A 16134-nucleotide genomic window follows, 5' to 3' on the forward strand; every position below is an offset into this window, starting at 1 on the left:
CGCCCCGGCCCCCGGTCCGCTCCCCGAGAGCGCCGTCGACGCCGTGCGCGCCGGGTACGCGTTCACCGGCCCGGCCCTCGAGCTCGGCGCCCTCGTCAACGGCGACGCGCGGATCGACGTGCCCGTCCGCATCCCGCTCGGCATGCTCAACCGGCACGGCCTCGTCGTCGGCGCGACCGGCACCGGCAAGACGAAGACGCTGCAGGTCCTCGCCGAGCAGCTCTCGGCCCACGGCGTCCCCGTCTTCGCTGCGGACATCAAGGGCGACCTCTCCGGCCTCGCCACTCCGGGCACCGCGACCGACGCGCTGCTCGCCCGCACCCGCGGCATCGGCCAGGACTGGCGGGCGGAGGCGGCCCCCGCCGAGTACTTCGCGCTCGGCGGCATCGGCACCGGCGTCCCCGTCCGCGCCACCGTGACGGGATTCGGCGCGCTGCTGCTCGCGAAGGTGCTCGGCCTCAACCACACGCAGGAGTCGAGCCTCGGTCTCGTCTTCCACTACGCCGAGAGCGCCGGTCTCCCGCTCGTCGACCTGTCCGACCTCCGCGCCGTGCTCACCTACCTCGTCGGCGACGAGGGCACGGCGGAGCTCGCCGAGCTCGGCGGGCTGTCCAAGGCGACCGCCGGCGTGATCCTCCGCGAGCTGATCGCGTTCGCCGACCAGGGCGCCGACGTGTTCTTCGGCGAGCCCGAGATCGACACGGCCGAGTTCCTCCGCCTCGCCGCCGACGGGCGCGGCGTCGTCAGCCTCCTCGAGGTCCCCGGAGTCGCCGACCGACCGGCTCTGTTCTCCACCTTCCTGATGTGGCTCCTCGCCGACCTCTTCAACGACCTGCCGGAGGTCGGCGACCTCGACAAGCCGAAGCTGGTGTTCTTCTTCGACGAGGCGCACCTGCTCTTCCGCGACGCGTCGAAGGACTTCCTCGCCGCGATCACCCAGACCGTGCGCCTCATCCGCTCCAAGGGCGTCGGCATCGTCTTCGTCACGCAGACCCCGAAGGACGTGCCCGGCGACGTCCTCGCCCAGCTCGGCTCCCGCGTGCAGCACCAGCTCCGCGCGCACACGCCGGACGATGCCAAGGCCCTCCGCGCCACCGTCTCGACCTACCCCGAGAGCGACTACGACCTCGGCGAGGTCCTCCAGGCGCTCCCCATCGGCGAGGCGATCGTGACGGTCATGAACGAGCGCGGCGCCCCGACCCCGGTCGCCTGGACGCGTCTCCGCGCCCCGCTCGGCTCGATGAAGCCCACCCCCGAGGCCGACCGCGAGGCGAGCGTCCAGAGGTCCCCGCTCCTCGCGCGCTACGGCACGCCCCTCGACCGCGACTCCGCCCGCGAGATCCTCACCCGCCGGCTCGACGCCGCCGCCGACGCCGAGGAGGCCCGCGCCGCCGCCGAGCAGCAGGCCGCCGACGACGCCCGCCGCGCGAAGGAGGACGCGCGTCGCGCCAAGGAGGAGACCGCGGACGCCGCCCGCCGCGCGAAGGAGCGGGCCGCCGCCGAGCGCGCCGCCGACCAGGCCGCCGAGCGCTCCCGACGGCGCACGGCACCGACCTCCCGCGGGACCCGCACCACCCGCCGCGACAAGACGGTCGTCGAGGAGGTGCTGGGCTCGAGCGCCGGCAGGACGCTGCTGCGCGAGGTGGTCCGCGGGATCTTCGGGACCGCCCGACGGCGCTGACGCGACCCGGGCCGCTCGGGGAGACGAGGCGCTAACGGGAGCGTGTTAGCGTCGGTAGCATGAGTGAGAGCGGGACGACGCGGGAGCGGATCCTCCGAGCGACGGTCGAGCTGCTGGCGGACGGCGGGCGGGACGCGGTGTCGACGCGGGCGATCAGCGCGGCGGCGGGGGTGCAGGCCCCCACGATCTACCGGACGTTCGGCGACCTGCGCGGGCTGCTCGACTCGGCCGCCGCAGCCGGATTCGCCACGGCCCTCGCCGACTTCGAGCGGAGCGAGGCGCCGGCCGACCCGGTCGACGCGCTCCGTGCCGCCTGGGATCACCACGTCGCCTTCGGACTCGCCGAACCGCACCTCTACGCGCTGATGTTCACCGCGCGGCCGGGGGAGGAGTCGGAGGCGGCGCGCCTGTCCCGGGGCGTCCTCCTCGACGCGGTCCGGGCCGTCGCCGAAGCCGGCCGCCTCACCGTCGACGTCGAGCGTGCCTCCCGCCTGCTCCAGTCGGCCGCGCTCGGCTGCACCCTCACGCTGACCGCCCTCGCCGACCCCGACGACGAGCTCTCGTCCCGCTCGCGCGAGTCCGTCCTCGCGGCGATCACCACAGCGGAGGCGGGCCCCACCGATCCCGCCGCCCGTGCGGTCGTCGCGCACGCCGTCGCCCTGCGGACCGCGCTGCCGCAGATCGAGCCCCTCAGCGCGGGGGAGCGGCTCCTGCTCGACGAATGGCTCGAGCGCATCGCCGACTGACGGTCGGCGTCGCCGGAGGGTCCGTATCGCCGCCCTGTCGTCCGCGATGTCGTAATACGGATGGCGACGGGCACGATCCGGGACCGGCACCTACGGTCGGATCATGTCGCGATCCATAGCCGAACTCTTCTTCCGCCCCGTCTGCGCCGCCTGCTCGGCCCCGCTCGTCGCCCGTCGTGGCGCGTTCTGCTCCGACTCCTGCGCGCGGACGAACCACCTCTACGGCTGATCCCGCGCCCGGCACGCGCCGGACGATCGGCGGCCCCTGCTCGGCGCGACGTCGTCGTGCACCGGCGGCGCGAACCCGGCGATGCTTGAGTGGGCCGCTCCGATCGACGCCTTCACCGGTCGACCGGGCTCCGACGATCGGCCGCACCGGTTAAACAAAACGGTGCCCGTGCTGGCGAGAGCAACGGACACCGTTCGCGGAGGATGGGGGATTCGAACCCCCGAGGGCTTTCACCCAACACGCTTTCCAAGCGTGCGCCATAGGCCACTAGGCGAATCCTCCTGGCACGACCTGAGCCGCGACTCATCGATACTAGCCGGTGTCGGAGGCTCCCGCTGACCACGACCCCGACACGCCCCGCTCTCCTCGGCCGCCGTCGTCGGTTAGACTGTCACCCGGCTCCCCGCGTGGCGCCATCCAGGCCAACTCCCCCAGGGCGGAAACGCAGCAAGGGTAACCGGGCTCTGGCGGGTGCGCGGGGGGTCTTCTTCCGTTAACCGGCCCGCCTGCTCCGCCGATGGACCGCCGCACAGCCGCTACGAGGCCCTACCGACTGCGGACGCTCCTCCACAGCCGCGCGCCATGCACGCCCTCCCATCCCTGGCCTCTACTCAGCCAGGCGGAGGGACCCCCTCGGTAGGCTGGATCCGATGGTTCAGAGCATCTACATCTCGTCCGCCGAAGGTCATTCGGGCAAGTCCACGGTCGCCCTCGGCGTCCTCGATGCGCTCAGCAGTCAGGTGCAGCGGGTCGGCGTCTTCCGCCCGATCGCCCGCTCCACCTCCGAGCCGGACTACGTGCTCGAGATGCTGCTCGGCCACTCCGACTCGGGCCTCGCCTACGAGGACTGCATCGGCGTCACCTACGAGGACGTCCACGCCGACGGCGAGGCGGCGCTCTCGCGGATCGTCGAGCGGTACAAGGGCGTCGAGGCCCGGTGCGACGCCGTCGTCATCCTCGGCTCCGACTACACGGACGTCGGCAGCCCCACCGAGCTCGGCTACAACGCCCGCATCGCCGCCAACCTCGGTGCCCCGGTCCTGCTCGTCCTCACCGGCCGGGACTCGTCCCGCAGCGAGCAGCTGGGCCAGGCTCCCGCGCGCACGCCGGAGGAGATGCGCCAGATCACGGAGCTCGCCTCGGTCGAGCTGCGCACGGCCCACGCGAGCCTCATCGGAGTGATCGCGAACCGCGCCGATCCCGACACCGCCGCCGACGCCGTCGCCGCGATCCGCGAGAGCATCCCCGCCACCGTCCCGGTCTGGGCGATCCGCGAGGATCCGTTCCTCGTCGCTCCGAGCCTGTCCCGCCTGGTCGAGGCGGTCGACGGCGTCGTCGTCGCGGGCGATCCGGAGCTGCTCGGCCGTGAGGCGCTCGGCGTGGTGATCGCCGGCATGTCGATGGTGAACGTCCTGCCGCGGCTCACCGAGGGCGGCGTCGTGATCGTCCCCGGCGACCGGCCCGAGGTCGTCCTCGCCGTGATCATGGCGTACGCCTCCGGCACGTTCCCCACGGTCACCGGCATCATCCTCAACGGCGGCTTCGAGCTGCCGGAGCCGATCGTCCGGCTGATCGAGGGCGTCGACGGCCGCGTGCCGATCGTGATGACCGAGCTCGGCACCTACGACACCGCCGTCCGCGTCACCGCGGCCCGCGGCCGCCTGGCGGCCGACTCCCCGCGCAAGCGCGACACCTCCCTCGCCCTCTTCCAGGAGGCGGTCGACGCGGTCGAGCTGCTCACCCTCCTCGACGTCGGCCGGTCCGAGGTCGTCACGCCGCTGATGTTCGAGTACGGGCTGATCGAGCGCGCGCGCATCGCCGACCGCCACATCGTCCTGCCCGAGGGCGGCGACGACCGGATCCTCCGTGCCGCCGCGACCGTGCTCAAGCGCGGCATCGCCCGGCTCACGATCCTCGGCGAGGAGGCCGAGATCCGCGCCCGTGCGGCGGGCCTCGGCCTCGACCTCGACGGCGCGCGCGTGCTGAGCACCCTCGACCCCGAGCACCGCGCGCGCTTCGCCGAGGAGTACGCCCGCATCCGCGCGCACAAGGGCATCACCTACGACCACGCCTACGACACCGTCACGGACGTCTCCTACTTCGGCACGATGATGGTGCAGCTCGGCCTGGCCGACGGGATGGTCTCGGGAGCCGCGCACACGACCGCGCACACCATCCGCCCCGGCTTCGAGATCATCAAGACGAGCCCGGGCGTCTCCGTCGTCTCGAGCGTGTTCCTGATGGCGCTCGCCGACCGCGTGCTGGTCTACGGCGACTGCGCGGTGAACCCCGACCCCACCGAGGCGCAGCTCGCCGACATCGCGATCTCGTCCGCCGAGACCGCCCAGCAGTTCGGGATCGACCCCCGCATCGCGATGCTCTCCTACTCCACCGGCGAGAGCGGAGCCGGCGCCGACGTCGAGAAGGTCCGCGCGGCGACGGCTCTGGTGCGCGAGCGCCGGCCCGACCTGCTCGTCGAGGGCCCGATCCAGTACGACGCGGCGGCCGACGCGGCGGTCGCGGCCTCGAAGATGCCCGGCTCCCAGGTCGCCGGGCGCGCGACGGTGTTCATCTTCCCCGACCTCAACACGGGCAACAACACCTACAAGGCCGTGCAGCGCTCGGCCGGCGCCGTCGCCATCGGACCGGTCCTCCAGGGTCTGCGCAAGCCGGTCAACGACCTCTCGCGCGGCGCGCTCGTGCAGGACATCGTCAACACCGTCGCGATCACGGCCATCCAGGCCGCCACCCAGGCCATCGTCCCGCCCACCGCCGCCATCCCCGTGGTGCGCTAGCGGCGACCCCGCCGCCGCCCCTCCCGACCCCGATCACCCCAGGAGTCCCCTCATGTCCGTCGTCCTCGTCGTCAACAGCGGATCGTCGTCGTTCAAGTACCAGCTCATCGAGATGACCACCGAGGAGACGCTCGCCAGCGGCCTCGTCGAGCGGATCGGCGAGGACACCGGCCGCACGAAGCACACCCGCGACGGGGAGTCGTTCGAGATCGAGGGGCCGATCCCCGACCACACCGCCGGCTTCGACGCGATGATCCGCGCGTTCGGCGAGCACGGCCCGAGCCTCGACGAGTTCCCTCCCGTCGCCGTGGGCCACCGCGTCGTGCACGGCGGCAAGCGCTTCTTCGAGCCCACCGTCGTCACCGACCTGGTCAAGATCAACATCGAGGACCTCGCCGACCTCGCCCCGCTGCACAACCCCGCCAACCTCGAGGGCATCGAGGCGGCGCAGAAGGCCTTCCCGGACGTTCCGCACGTCGCCGTCTTCGACACCGCCTTCCACCACACGATCCCGGCCGAGGCGTCGACCTACGCGCTGCCCGCCGAACTCGCCGAGAAGCACCGCGTCCGCCGCTACGGCTTCCACGGCACCTCGCACAAGTTCGTCTCGGAGGCCGCCGCCGCCTACCTCGGCCGCCGCCGCTCCGACCTGAAGACGATCGTCCTGCACCTGGGCAACGGAGCGTCCGCCTGCGCCGTCGACGGCGGCGTCTCCGTCGAGACCTCGATGGGCATGACCCCGCTCGAGGGCCTGGTGATGGGCACCCGCTCCGGCGACCTCGACCCGGCCGTCGTCTTCCACCTGGCCCGCAAGGCGGGCCTCTCGATCGACGAGCTCGACACCCTCCTCAACCGCCGAAGCGGCCTCCTCGGCCTCACGGGTCGCGGCGACATGCGCGACGTCCAGGAGGCGGCCGAGGCCGGCGACGAGCAGGCCCGCGCCGGGCTCGAGGTCTACTACCACCGCCTCCGCCACTACATCGGGGCCTTCTACGCCCAGCTGGGCCGCGTCGACGCCGTGGTGTTCACGGCGGGAGTCGGCGAGAACGTCGCCGCCGTCCGCGCCGGCGCCCTCCGCGGCCTCGAGGGCCTGGGCATCGAGCTCGACCCCGAGCGCAACACGTCCTCCGACCGCGGCGCCCGCCGCATCTCCACCGACGACTCCCGCGTCGCCGTCCTCGTCATCCCCACGAACGAGGAGCTGGAGATCGCCCGGCAGTCCTTGTCGGTCGTGTAGCGGCGGAGCCGCGACACGACTCGCGGCCGGCTTCCAGGGGTGGCGGCTCCCGTGGAGCGGGTCCTGTCGGGCTGCCCTGAATCGCTCGCACGCGGCGGTGCCCGCTCGTCGTGCGGCGGTGGCCCGTTGCGCGACCGCGGTCGGCTTCTCGTGGGCCTGCATCGCGCAGAGCCGGGTACGTCGGGCTGCCCAGAATCGCTGGCACGCGGCGGTGCTCGCTCGTCGTGCAGCGGTGGCCCGCTGCACGACCGCGGTCGGCTTCTCGTGGGCCTGCGTTGCGCAGAGCGGGTCTTGTCGGGCTGCCCTGAATCGCTCGCACGCGATTCCGGGTCGCGGCCCCCTGCCGAACACGCGGCGACCCTCGCTGGTCGAGTAGCCGCGGGACGCGGCGTGGCGAGAGCCACCGAGTACGAGGGGGATCTCGATGCGCCCGCTGTGCAGGCTGCTCCATCCGCAGGAGCCGGCTGAGGAGCCCCGGCTCAGGGCAGCAGGCGCGCGTCGCCCGCGTAGAGGTTGAAGCCGGAGCCGCGGCTGAAGCCGATCAGGGTGAGGCCGGAGTCGCGAGCCAGGTCCACCGCCAGCGACGACGGGGCACCGACCGCGGCGAGCAGGGGGATGCCGGCCATCACGGCCTTCTGCACCAGCTCGAACGAGGCGCGCCCCGATACCTGCAGCAGCGTCCCCCGCAACGGCAGCCGCCCCTCCCGGAGCCCCCAGCCGACCACCTTGTCCACGGCGTTGTGCCGCCCGACGTCCTCCCGGAGCACCAGCAGCGAGCCGTCCGCGTCGAACAGCCCGGCCGCGTGGACGCCGCCCGTCCGCTCGAACACCGCCTGCGCCTCGCGGAGCCGATCGGGGAGAGAGACCAGCAGCTCCCGCTCGACCCGCAGGTCGTCCTCCGCGACGCTCCACGCCGAGTCGGTGGCGACCGCTTCGAGCGACGCGAGCCCGCACACTCCGCACGAGCTCGTCGTGTACACCGACCGCTCGCGCTCGAGCAGCACGGCCTCCCGCCCGCCGCGGACGCTCGCGTCGACCACGTTGTACGTGTTCTCTCCCGGCTCGGAGCCGCTCGCGCAGTAGCGCATCGCCGCGAGCTGCTCCGACTCGGTGAGCACCCCCTCGGACACCAGGAATCCCGCGACCAGGTCGAAGTCGTCGCCGGGTGTGCGCATGGTCACGCTGAAGCGCCGTCCGCCGACGCGGATCTCGAGCGGCTCCTCGACGGCCAGGACGTCCTCGCGGCGTCGGGGCGGATCGCCGGCGCGGACGGCGGTCAGGCGGGTGCGGGCGACACTGCGGCTCATGGGTCTCCTCAGGCGGTGGAGGTCATCCTCCCACCGGGAACCGGGAGCGATGCCGGGGTGCGGACGTACGATGCAGGAATGGTCGATGACGCCGAGCCCCGCGAGAGTCCGATCGACGAGAGCCGCCTCTCCGTCCGGTCGCCGAAGAGACGCGCCGTCGGGATCCCCGGCGTCGCCCACGCCCTCGAGATCTCGCTCAAGCAGATGGGTCCGGTGCGCAGCGCCGAGACGCTCCTGCGGGTGAACCAGAAGGCCGGATTCGACTGCCCGGGCTGCGCCTGGCCGGAGGGCGACAAGCGCCACGTCGCCGAGTTCTGCGAGAACGGAGCGAAGGCGGTCGCCGAGGAGGCCACGCTCCGCACCGTCACATCGGCCTTCTTCGCCGCGCACCCCGTCGCGGAGCTGGAGGAGTGGGACGACTTCGCGCTCGGCCAGCAGGGCCGGCTCACGGAGCCGATGCTGCTCGAGGAGGGCGCGACGCACTACCGGCCCGTGGGCTGGGACGAGGCGCTCGACCTCGTGGCGGAGGAGCTGCGCGCCTGCGCGAGCCCTGACGAGGCGATCTTCTACACGTCCGGCCGGACCTCGAACGAGTCGGCCTTCGTCTACCAGCTGATGGTCCGCGGCTTCGGTACGAACAACCTGCCCGACTGCTCGAACATGTGCCACGAGTCCAGCGGATCCGCCCTCACCGAGACGATCGGGATCGGCAAGGGCTCGGTGAGCCTGCGCGACGTGGAGCGGGCTCCGCTGATCATCGTCGCCGGCCAGAACCCCGGAACGAACCACCCGCGGATGCTGACCGCGCTGGAGCGCGCCAAGCGCGCCGGCGGCACCATCGTGGCCGTGAATCCGCTGCCGGAGGCGGGGCTGCTCCGCTTCCAGAACCCGCAGACCGTCCGCGGCACCCTGGGCGACGGCACGGCCCTCGCCGACCACTTCCTCCAGGTCCGGCTGGGCGGCGACCAGGCCCTGTTCCAGGGTCTGGGCAAGGCGCTGCTCGAGGCGGAGGAGGCGCGCAGCGACGTCTTCGACCACGCCTTCATCCGCGAGAGCACCGGCGGCCTCGCCGAGTACCTCCACGGGCTGCGGGAGGTCCAGTGGGACGAGATCGAGCGGGCGAGCGGGATCGACGAGACGCGCATCCGCACCGTCGCCGAGCTGATCGCGGCGTCCGAGGGCACCGTCGTCTGCTGGGCGATGGGCCTCACGCAGCACGCGCACTCGGTCGCGACGCTCAAGGACGTCGTCAACGTGCTCCTGCTCACCGGCAACATCGGCAAGCCCGGCGCGGGCGTCTGCCCGGTGCGCGGCCACTCGAACGTGCAGGGCGACCGCACGATGGGCATCTTCGAGCGGATGCCGGACTCCTTCCACGACGCGCTCGACCGCGAGTTCTCCTTCTCCTCCCCGCGCGTGCACGGGACGGACACGGTCGCCGCGATCCGGGCGATGCGCGACGGGAAGGCCCGCGTGTTCATGGGGCTCGGCGGCAACTTCGCCCGCGCGACGCCCGACAGCGGAGTGACGGAGGCGGCGATGCGCTCGCTCGCCCTCACCGTGCACGTCTCGACCAAGCTCAACCGCTCGCACGTGGTCACCGGCCGGCGCGCGCTGATCCTGCCCACCCTCGGCCGCACCGACTCCGACGTGCAGCGCTCGGGCGAGCAGCGGGTCACGGTCGAGGACTCGATGAGCGCCGTGCACGCCTCCCGGGGCCGCCTGCGCCCGCCGAGCCCGGGCCTGCGCTCGGAGGTGGCGATCCTCACGGGGATCGCGGAGCGGCTGCTCGAGGGCCGCGAGAACGTCCCGCGGGTCGACTGGGCGGGACTGCGCGACGACTACCGCCGCATCCGCTCGCACATCGCCAACGTCGTCCCCGGCTTCGACGGCTTCGAGGCCCGGATCGACGTGCCCGGCGGCTTCGTCCTCCCGCACCCGCCGCGCGACTCGCGCCGCTTCGACACCCCCTCCGGTCTGGCCCGCTTCACCGCGAATCCGCTCGAGTACCCGCGGGTTCCGGAGGGCAGGCTGCTGCTGCAGACGCTGCGCTCGCACGACCAGTTCAACACCACGATCTACGGCAAGGACGACCGCTACCGCGGGATCCACGACGGCCGCCGGGTGGTGTTCGTCCACGCCGACGACGTCGCCGAGCTGGGCTTCGCGGACGGCGCGATGGTCGACCTGGTCTCGGAGTGGCCCGACGGCGTCGAGCGGCGGGCGGAGGCGTTCCGCGTCGTGGCGTACGACACGCCCCGCGGCTGCGCGGCCGCCTACTACCCCGAGACGAACGTCCTCGTACCGCTGGACTCGACCGCGAAGATCAGCAACACGCCGACCTCGAAGTCGGTCGTGATCCGCCTCGAACCGTCCGCGTAGGCCTCACCAGGGCAGCGGCAGCAGGCGCACCGAGTCGCCCGCTGCCGCTCCCGGTGCGGGCACGACGGCCACGGCCTCCGAGGCGGCGAGACCGGTGAGCATGTGCGAGCGGATGCCGGCGGATGCCCGCCAGCCGTCCTCGCCGGAGGAGACGGGCACGAGCACCGTGGTCCCCGCGCGCCCGAGCGGCTCGGCGAGGACGCCCCGGCCGAGGGGCCGGGCAGCGGCGCCGGACGCCGCGTCGAGGGCCGGCGGCAGGAAGGATACCGCCGCGAGCAGGGCGGCGAGCGGGTTGCCCGGCAGCGCGATCACCAGCGTCCCTCCCGGCAGCAGCGCAGCCATGGTCGGGTGGCCGGGGCGCATTCCGACGCCGTCGACGAGGACGCGCGCGCCCACCGCATCGAGGGCGCGACGGACCGCGTCCACCCGGGAGCGCCCGGTCCCGCCCGTCGTGAGGAGGATCGGCGCCGTGCCCGCCAGCAGCGTCCGTGCGATCGCCTCCTCGTCGTCGCCGCGGCGCACGACCTCTCCCACGGCTCCGCCCGAGAGCTCGACCAGCGCGGGCAGCAGCGGCGTGAACGCGTCGCGCACCCGTCCGGCGGGCGGCATCCCCTCGGTGTCGACCTCGTCCCCCGTGAGGAGCAGGTCGACCGCGGCGGTCGGGCGGACGTCGAGCGCGTCGATCCCGGCGACCGCGAGCAGGGCGAGGTGCGCGGGAGTGAGGCGGGTCCGGGCATCGACCAGCACGGCTCCGCGGGCGGCCTCGTCGCCCGCGCGCCGGACGTGGCGGCCGGGCGGGAGGGGCGCCCGCGCCGTGAGCAGGTCGTCGCGGACCGCGCCCTGCTCGGACGGCAGCACGGCGTCGCTCCAGTCGGGCACGGCGGCTCCGGTGACGATCGGCGCGGCGGTGCCGTCCTCGAGCGGCCAGGGCCCGGGTCCGCGCACGGCCCAGCCGTCCATGGCCGAGGAGTCGTAGTGGGGGAGCGGCCGGGCGGCGGTGACGGCGCGGTCGAGGACGGCTCCGCGGGCGTCGAGGAGGGGGACTGTCGAGACGCCGGAGCGCGCCACCGCTTCGCCGACGATCCGCCTGGCCTCGTCCCAGTCGGTCGCCTCGTGCCCGTGCGCGCTCATCCCGTCCATTCTCCCGGGGCTCGGGGCGGGCCCTGGGCAGGACCCGCCCCGTCGGTCATCCCAGGTAGCCGTTCGGGTTCAGCACGAACTTCTTCGCGGCGCCCTTGTCGAAGTCGGCGTAGCCGCGGGGAGCGTCGTCCAGGCTGATCGCGGTGGCCTGGACCGCGTCGGCGATGTGGACCCGGTCGTGCAGGATCGCCATCATCAGCTGCCGGTTGTACTTCATGACAGGGCACTGGCCCGTGGTGAAGGACAGCGACTTCGCCCAGCCGAGCCCGAGGCGGATCGACAGCGAGCCCTCCTGGGCCGCCTCGTCGACTCCGCCCGGGTCGCCCGTGACGTAGAGGCCCGGGATGCCGAGGGCGCCGCCCGCCGCGGTGATCGACATCAGCGAGTTCAGCACCGTCGCCGGCGCCTCCTTCCCCGAGTCGGCGCCGTTGCCGTGCGCCTCGAAGCCGACGGCGTCCACTCCGCAGTCGACCTCGGGCACGCCGAGGATCTGCTCGATCTGGCCGGCCGGATCGCCCTTCGAGACGTCGACCGTCTCGCAGCCGAAGGAGCGCGCCTGCGCCAGACGCTCCTCGTTGAGGTCCGCGACGATCACGACGGCCGCTCCGAGCAGCTGCGCTCCGACCGCCGCGGCGAGTCCGACCGGTCCCGCTCCTGCGACGTAGACCGTGGACCCGACGCCGACCCCGGCGGTCACCGCGCCGTGGAAGCCCGTCGGGAAGATGTCCGAGAGCATCGTCAGATCGAGGATCTTCTCGAGCGCCTGATCGCGGTCCGGGAACACCAGGAGGTTCCAGTCGGCGTAGGGGACAATCACGTACTCGGCCTGCCCGCCGACCCAGCCGCCCATGTCGACGTAGCCGTACGCGCTGCCCGGGCGGTCCGGATTCACGTTGAGGCAGATGCCGGTCTTGCGCTCCTTGCAGTTGCGGCAGCGGCCGCAGGCGATGTTGAACGGCACGGACACGATGTCGCCGACCTTGACGAACTCGACGTCGGGGCCGACCTCCACGACCTCGCCGGTGATCTCGTGGCCGAGCACGAGGTCCGACGGAGCGGTGGTGCGGCCGCGGACCATGTGCTGGTCCGAGCCGCAGATGTTGGTGGAGACGGTGCGGAGGATGGCGCCGTGCGGCAGCTTCCGCCCGATGTTCGCCGGATTGACGCCGGGTCCGTCCTTCAGCTCGAAGGTGGGGTAGTCGATGTCGATGACCTCGACGACTCCGGGGGACTTGTAGGCGACGGCTCTGTTGCCTGACATGCGGGGCTCCTTCAGATGGACGACCGCGGCGCAGTCGGCCGCGGGAGTCCTGCGCCGCTCTCGGTCCGAGCCGCGGCACCGGGACTCGGGGGAACCGTACGGCGTCGGCCTGGTGCCGGATCGAGGCCGGTGGAGTAGCGTCTCAGGAGGCGTGCGTACGCTCGTCCACCGCCCGGTGCGAGGCCGTGAGCGCCGCGTCGAGCGCGTCCCGGCCGCCCCCGGCCAGGCCCGCCGCGTAGCCCGCGAGGAACGTGGTCAGCGGAGCCGCCGGCCGGACCACTCCGTGCGCCGCGCGACCGGCGAGGGCGAGCAGGGCGTCCGGGTCCACCGGGACCTCGCTGAGGCCGAGCGCGGAGCACAGCTCGGCCCACCAGCCGGCGAGCACCTCCTCCGTGGGGCGGGCGCCGTCGGAGGCGGAGGGGCGGGGGCCGGTCGTGTCGTCCATCCGCTCAGTCTGCGCCGCGCGGGCCCGGCAGGTCGATCCCGTGCCGGTGCGCGTCGGCGGGCGCGTCGACGTCGTCGGTCGTCCCTCCGGGCACCGTCACGAGCCGCGGGGGAAGGTCCCGGAGGAGGGCGCGCACCGAGGAGCCGTCGGGATCGCCGAGCGCGGTGAGCGCTTCGACGAGGGCCGCTCGCCGGTGCACGCCGAGGAGCTGCTGGGCTCGGCCGCTCGCGTCGACGGCCAGAAGGGAGGCCTCGACGGCGTTCGACGCGACCTCGAGCAGGGTGTGCACGGCGGGAGCGGGGGCGACGAGATCGGCGGCGAGCACGACGACCCAGTCCGGAGCGCCCGGGCGGTCGAGCAGGGGCAGCGCGGCGGCCAGGCCCGCGACCGGGCCGCCGAACGGCGGATCCTCCTGGACGAGCTCGGCGCCGTCGACGGCCGGTGCGAGCGACGACGGTCCGGCCACGACCCTCCGCTCGGCTCCGCGCACGGCTGCTAGGGCGGTGCCGAGGAGCGTCGACTCGCGGTGCCGGAGGAGCGGCTTGACCGCGCCGCCGAGGCGGGAGGCGCGTCCGCCGGCGAGCACGACCGCGTCGAAGCGGGGGAGCGGAGGCGGCGGGAGCACGGGACCGAGGCTACGCGCGCTCCGGTCTCCGCCGTCCCGGCTCCGGTGTCGGAGGTCGCGGCTACTGTTGACGGGTGGTAGCAGCCCTGTATCGCCGGTACCGGCCCGAGATGTTCGCCGAGATGATCGGCCAGTCCCAGGTGACGGATCCGCTCATGACGGCGCTCCGCACCAACCGCGTCAACCACGCCTACCTCTTCAGCGGCCCCCGCGGCTGCGGCAAGACCACCTCGGCGCGCATCCTCGCCCGCTGCCTCAACTGCGCGACGGGCCCGACCGACACCCCCTGCGGCGTCTGCGACAGCTGCGTCGAGCTCAGCCGCGAGGGCCAGGGCTCGCTCGACGTGGTCGAGATCGACGCGGCGAGCCACAACGGAGTCGACGACGCGCGCGATCTGCGCGAGCGCGCCATCTTCGCCCCGGCGCGCGACCGCTTCAAGATCTTCATCCTCGACGAGGCGCACATGGTCACGCCGCAGGGCTTCAACGCGCTGCTCAAGATCGTGGAGGAGCCGCCGGAGCACGTGAAGTTCATCTTCGCGACCACGGAGCCGGACAAGGTCATCGGCACGATCCGCTCGCGCACGCACCACTACCCGTTCCGGCTCGTCCCGCCGGCGCAGATGCTCGACTACACGCAGGAGCTCTGCGAGCGCGAGGGCGTGCACGTGGCGGCCGGCGTGCTGCCGCTCGTGGTCCGCGCGGGCGGCGGGTCCGTCCGCGACACGCTCTCCCTGCTCGACCAGCTGATGGCCGGCTCCGAGGCCGAGACCGTCGAGTACGAGCGGGCCGTCGCCCTCCTCGGCTACACCCACGGCGCCCTGCTCGACGAGGTGGTCGACGCGCTCGCCGAGCACGACTCCGCCGAGGCGTTCGGAGCGGTCGACCGCGTCATCCAGACGGGGCAGGACCCGCGCCGCTTCGTCGAGGACCTGCTCGAGAAGCTCCGCGACCTGATCGTCGTCGCGGCGACCGGGGGAGCGGCCTCGGCCGTGCTCCGCGGCGTCTCGCAGGACGAGCTCGACCGCATGGCCGGCCAGTCGCGCGCGCTCGGCCTGGCCGAGCTCTCGCGCATCGCCGACGTGGTCAACGAGGCCCTCACCGAGATGACCGGTGCGACCTCGCCGCGCCTGCACCTCGAGCTGATGATCGCCCGCACCCTGGTGCACGGCACCGGCGCCGGCATCGCGCCCGCTGCGGCCCAGGAGGAGCGCCCGCGGCACGTGGCCGCGCCGCGCGAGTCCGCGGCGCCCGCCCCGCGGTCGTCCGAGGCGTCGCGCGCGTCCGAGCCGTCCCGTGCGCCCGAGCCCCACCACGCCTCGCACGCCGCCGCTCCCGGCTCGGTGCCCGAGTCCATCGCGGCCGCTCCGCGCACCGAGGCGCCGGTGACGGCGTCCGCACCGGTCGCTGCGCCGCCGGTGACGGCGCCCGACGAGACGGCGGCCGCCCCGGAGGCGGACGAGTCCGCGCCGGCCGAGTCAGGACGCCCCCGCGCGACGACCGCCGCGGCGGCTCGTCCGGAGCCGGTCGAGCAGGAGCCGTCGGATCAGGCCGCTGCGTCCACTGAGGCGGCCGCCGCCTCCGCGGCCGCCGCCTCCGCACCCGCTGCGGCCGCGGGCGACGCACCCGCCGACGGCGCGGTCACCCTCCAGCGGATGAAGGACACCTGGCCCGAGATCCTCGAGGTCGTGCAGAAGGCGAAGATGACCGCCTGGCTGGTGGCCTACACCGCCCAGGTGCGCGCCCTCAAGGACGACGTGCTGACCCTCTCGTTCCCGAGCCAGAACGACGTCGAGTCGTTCAAGATGCCGGGAACCGCGGGGCAGCCCGGAGTCAGCGAGTACCTGCGTCAGGCGATCCAGCAGGTCCTCGGCCTGCGGGTGAAGTACATCGCCCGCGTCGAGCCTCGCGCAGCCGCCCCGGAGGCCGAACGCGCCGCCGTCGAGGCGACCGCCGCGCCCGCTCCGGCTGCGCCGATCCCGGCCGCGACCGGCTCCGACGGCTGGGCCACGGTGGCGATCCCCGCCGATCCGACCCCTGCGGCCGAGGCGGCTGCTCCCTCCGCTCCGGTGGAGGCCCCCGCCGCGGCCGCCGAGCCGGTGCGCGCCGCCCCCCTCGCCGCCGCTGAAGCCGCTCCCGCCGGCGACGAGCCCCCGTTCGACGAGGAGCCGCCGGAGGAGGACATGCCGCCGGTCGAGCCGCCGATGCCCGATTCCTGGGCGACCGTCGCACCTCCCGGCGAGCCCGCCGCCGCGACGGGGCGGCTGCGCGAGGCTCGACGCGGGC

General features: G+C 73.7%; 12 protein-coding genes, 1 tRNA gene and 1 other RNA gene. 8 read left to right on the forward strand and 6 right to left on the reverse strand.

Features of this window, described 5'->3' with window-relative positions; translation table 11 throughout:
- From C5C57_RS16610 to C5C57_RS18575, 3 genes are all read left to right on the forward strand, one after another.
- Nucleotides 1–1681 (forward strand): helicase HerA-like domain-containing protein (locus C5C57_RS16610; RefSeq protein WP_308471468.1); only part of this gene is annotated, 1681 nt, incomplete at its 5' end.
- A gap of 59 nt (nt 1682–1740) precedes the next feature.
- Complete coding sequence (locus tag C5C57_RS16615) at nt 1741–2427, forward strand: TetR/AcrR family transcriptional regulator (protein ID WP_104227474.1); 687 nt, start codon at nt 1741–1743, stop codon at nt 2425–2427.
- 103 nt (nt 2428–2530) lie between these two features.
- A complete protein-coding gene (locus C5C57_RS18575; RefSeq protein WP_258060618.1) occupies nt 2531–2656 on the forward strand; it encodes a hypothetical protein in 126 nt (41 codons plus the stop codon).
- Between the two features lie 197 nt (nt 2657–2853).
- Here C5C57_RS18575 and C5C57_RS16620 read toward each other — a convergent pair.
- A tRNA-Ser gene (locus C5C57_RS16620) sits at nt 2854–2938 on the reverse strand.
- 112 nt (nt 2939–3050) lie between these two features.
- On the opposite strand from C5C57_RS16620, the gene ffs reads away from it, so the two are divergent.
- The 3 genes from ffs to C5C57_RS16635 all read left to right on the forward strand — a co-directional run bounded on the left by ffs (nt 3051) and on the right by C5C57_RS16635 (nt 6688).
- Nucleotides 3051–3147: signal recognition particle sRNA small type (ffs, locus tag C5C57_RS16625), an RNA gene on the forward strand.
- A gap of 159 nt (nt 3148–3306) precedes the next feature.
- Nucleotides 3307–5451, forward strand: coding sequence for a phosphate acetyltransferase (pta, locus tag C5C57_RS16630; protein ID WP_104297892.1), 2145 nt, complete (start codon nt 3307–3309; stop codon nt 5449–5451).
- 52 nt (nt 5452–5503) lie between these two features.
- Entirely contained in the window at nt 5504–6688 is a 1185-nt protein-coding gene (locus C5C57_RS16635; protein WP_104227458.1) for an acetate/propionate family kinase, read from the forward strand.
- 479 nt (nt 6689–7167) lie between these two features.
- Here the strand turns inward: C5C57_RS16635 and fdhD are convergent, their stop codons facing one another.
- Complete coding sequence (fdhD, locus tag C5C57_RS16640; RefSeq protein WP_104227459.1) at nt 7168–7995, reverse strand: formate dehydrogenase accessory sulfurtransferase FdhD; 828 nt, start codon at nt 7993–7995, stop codon at nt 7168–7170.
- 78 nt (nt 7996–8073) lie between these two features.
- Between fdhD and C5C57_RS16645 the strand changes: the two genes are divergently transcribed.
- Nucleotides 8074–10377 (forward strand): FdhF/YdeP family oxidoreductase, encoded by a 2304-nt coding sequence (locus C5C57_RS16645; RefSeq protein WP_104297893.1) that lies wholly within the window; start codon nt 8074–8076, stop codon nt 10375–10377.
- Nucleotides 10378–10380: 3 nt separating this feature from the next.
- Here the strand turns inward: C5C57_RS16645 and C5C57_RS16650 are convergent, their stop codons facing one another.
- The 4 genes from C5C57_RS16650 to C5C57_RS16665 all read right to left on the reverse strand — a co-directional run bounded on the left by C5C57_RS16650 (nt 10381) and on the right by C5C57_RS16665 (nt 13848).
- On the reverse strand, nt 10381–11508 hold the full coding sequence (locus C5C57_RS16650; RefSeq protein ID WP_181069251.1) for a molybdopterin molybdotransferase MoeA: 1128 nt from the start codon (nt 11506–11508) through the stop codon (nt 10381–10383).
- Between the two features lie 55 nt (nt 11509–11563).
- Entirely contained in the window at nt 11564–12778 is a 1215-nt protein-coding gene (gene fdhA / locus C5C57_RS16655; protein ID WP_104297894.1) for a formaldehyde dehydrogenase, glutathione-independent, read from the reverse strand.
- Nucleotides 12779–12920: 142 nt separating this feature from the next.
- Nucleotides 12921–13223 carry a DUF6457 domain-containing protein gene (locus C5C57_RS16660; protein WP_219813084.1) on the reverse strand — a complete coding sequence of 101 codons (303 nt, stop codon included), beginning with the start codon at nt 13221–13223 and terminating at the stop codon, nt 12921–12923.
- A gap of 4 nt (nt 13224–13227) precedes the next feature.
- A complete protein-coding gene (locus tag C5C57_RS16665) occupies nt 13228–13848 on the reverse strand; it encodes a molybdenum cofactor guanylyltransferase (RefSeq protein ID WP_258063529.1) in 621 nt (206 codons plus the stop codon).
- A 74-nt stretch (nt 13849–13922) separates the two neighbouring features.
- Between C5C57_RS16665 and C5C57_RS16670 the strand changes: the two genes are divergently transcribed.
- A partial coding sequence (locus C5C57_RS16670) for a DNA polymerase III subunit gamma and tau (RefSeq protein WP_104297896.1) occupies nt 13923–16134 on the forward strand: 2212 nt, incomplete at its 3' end.

Source organism: Rathayibacter sp. AY1C5 (assembly GCF_002931705.1).
Classification (GTDB): Bacteria; Actinomycetota; Actinomycetes; order Actinomycetales; family Microbacteriaceae; genus Rathayibacter.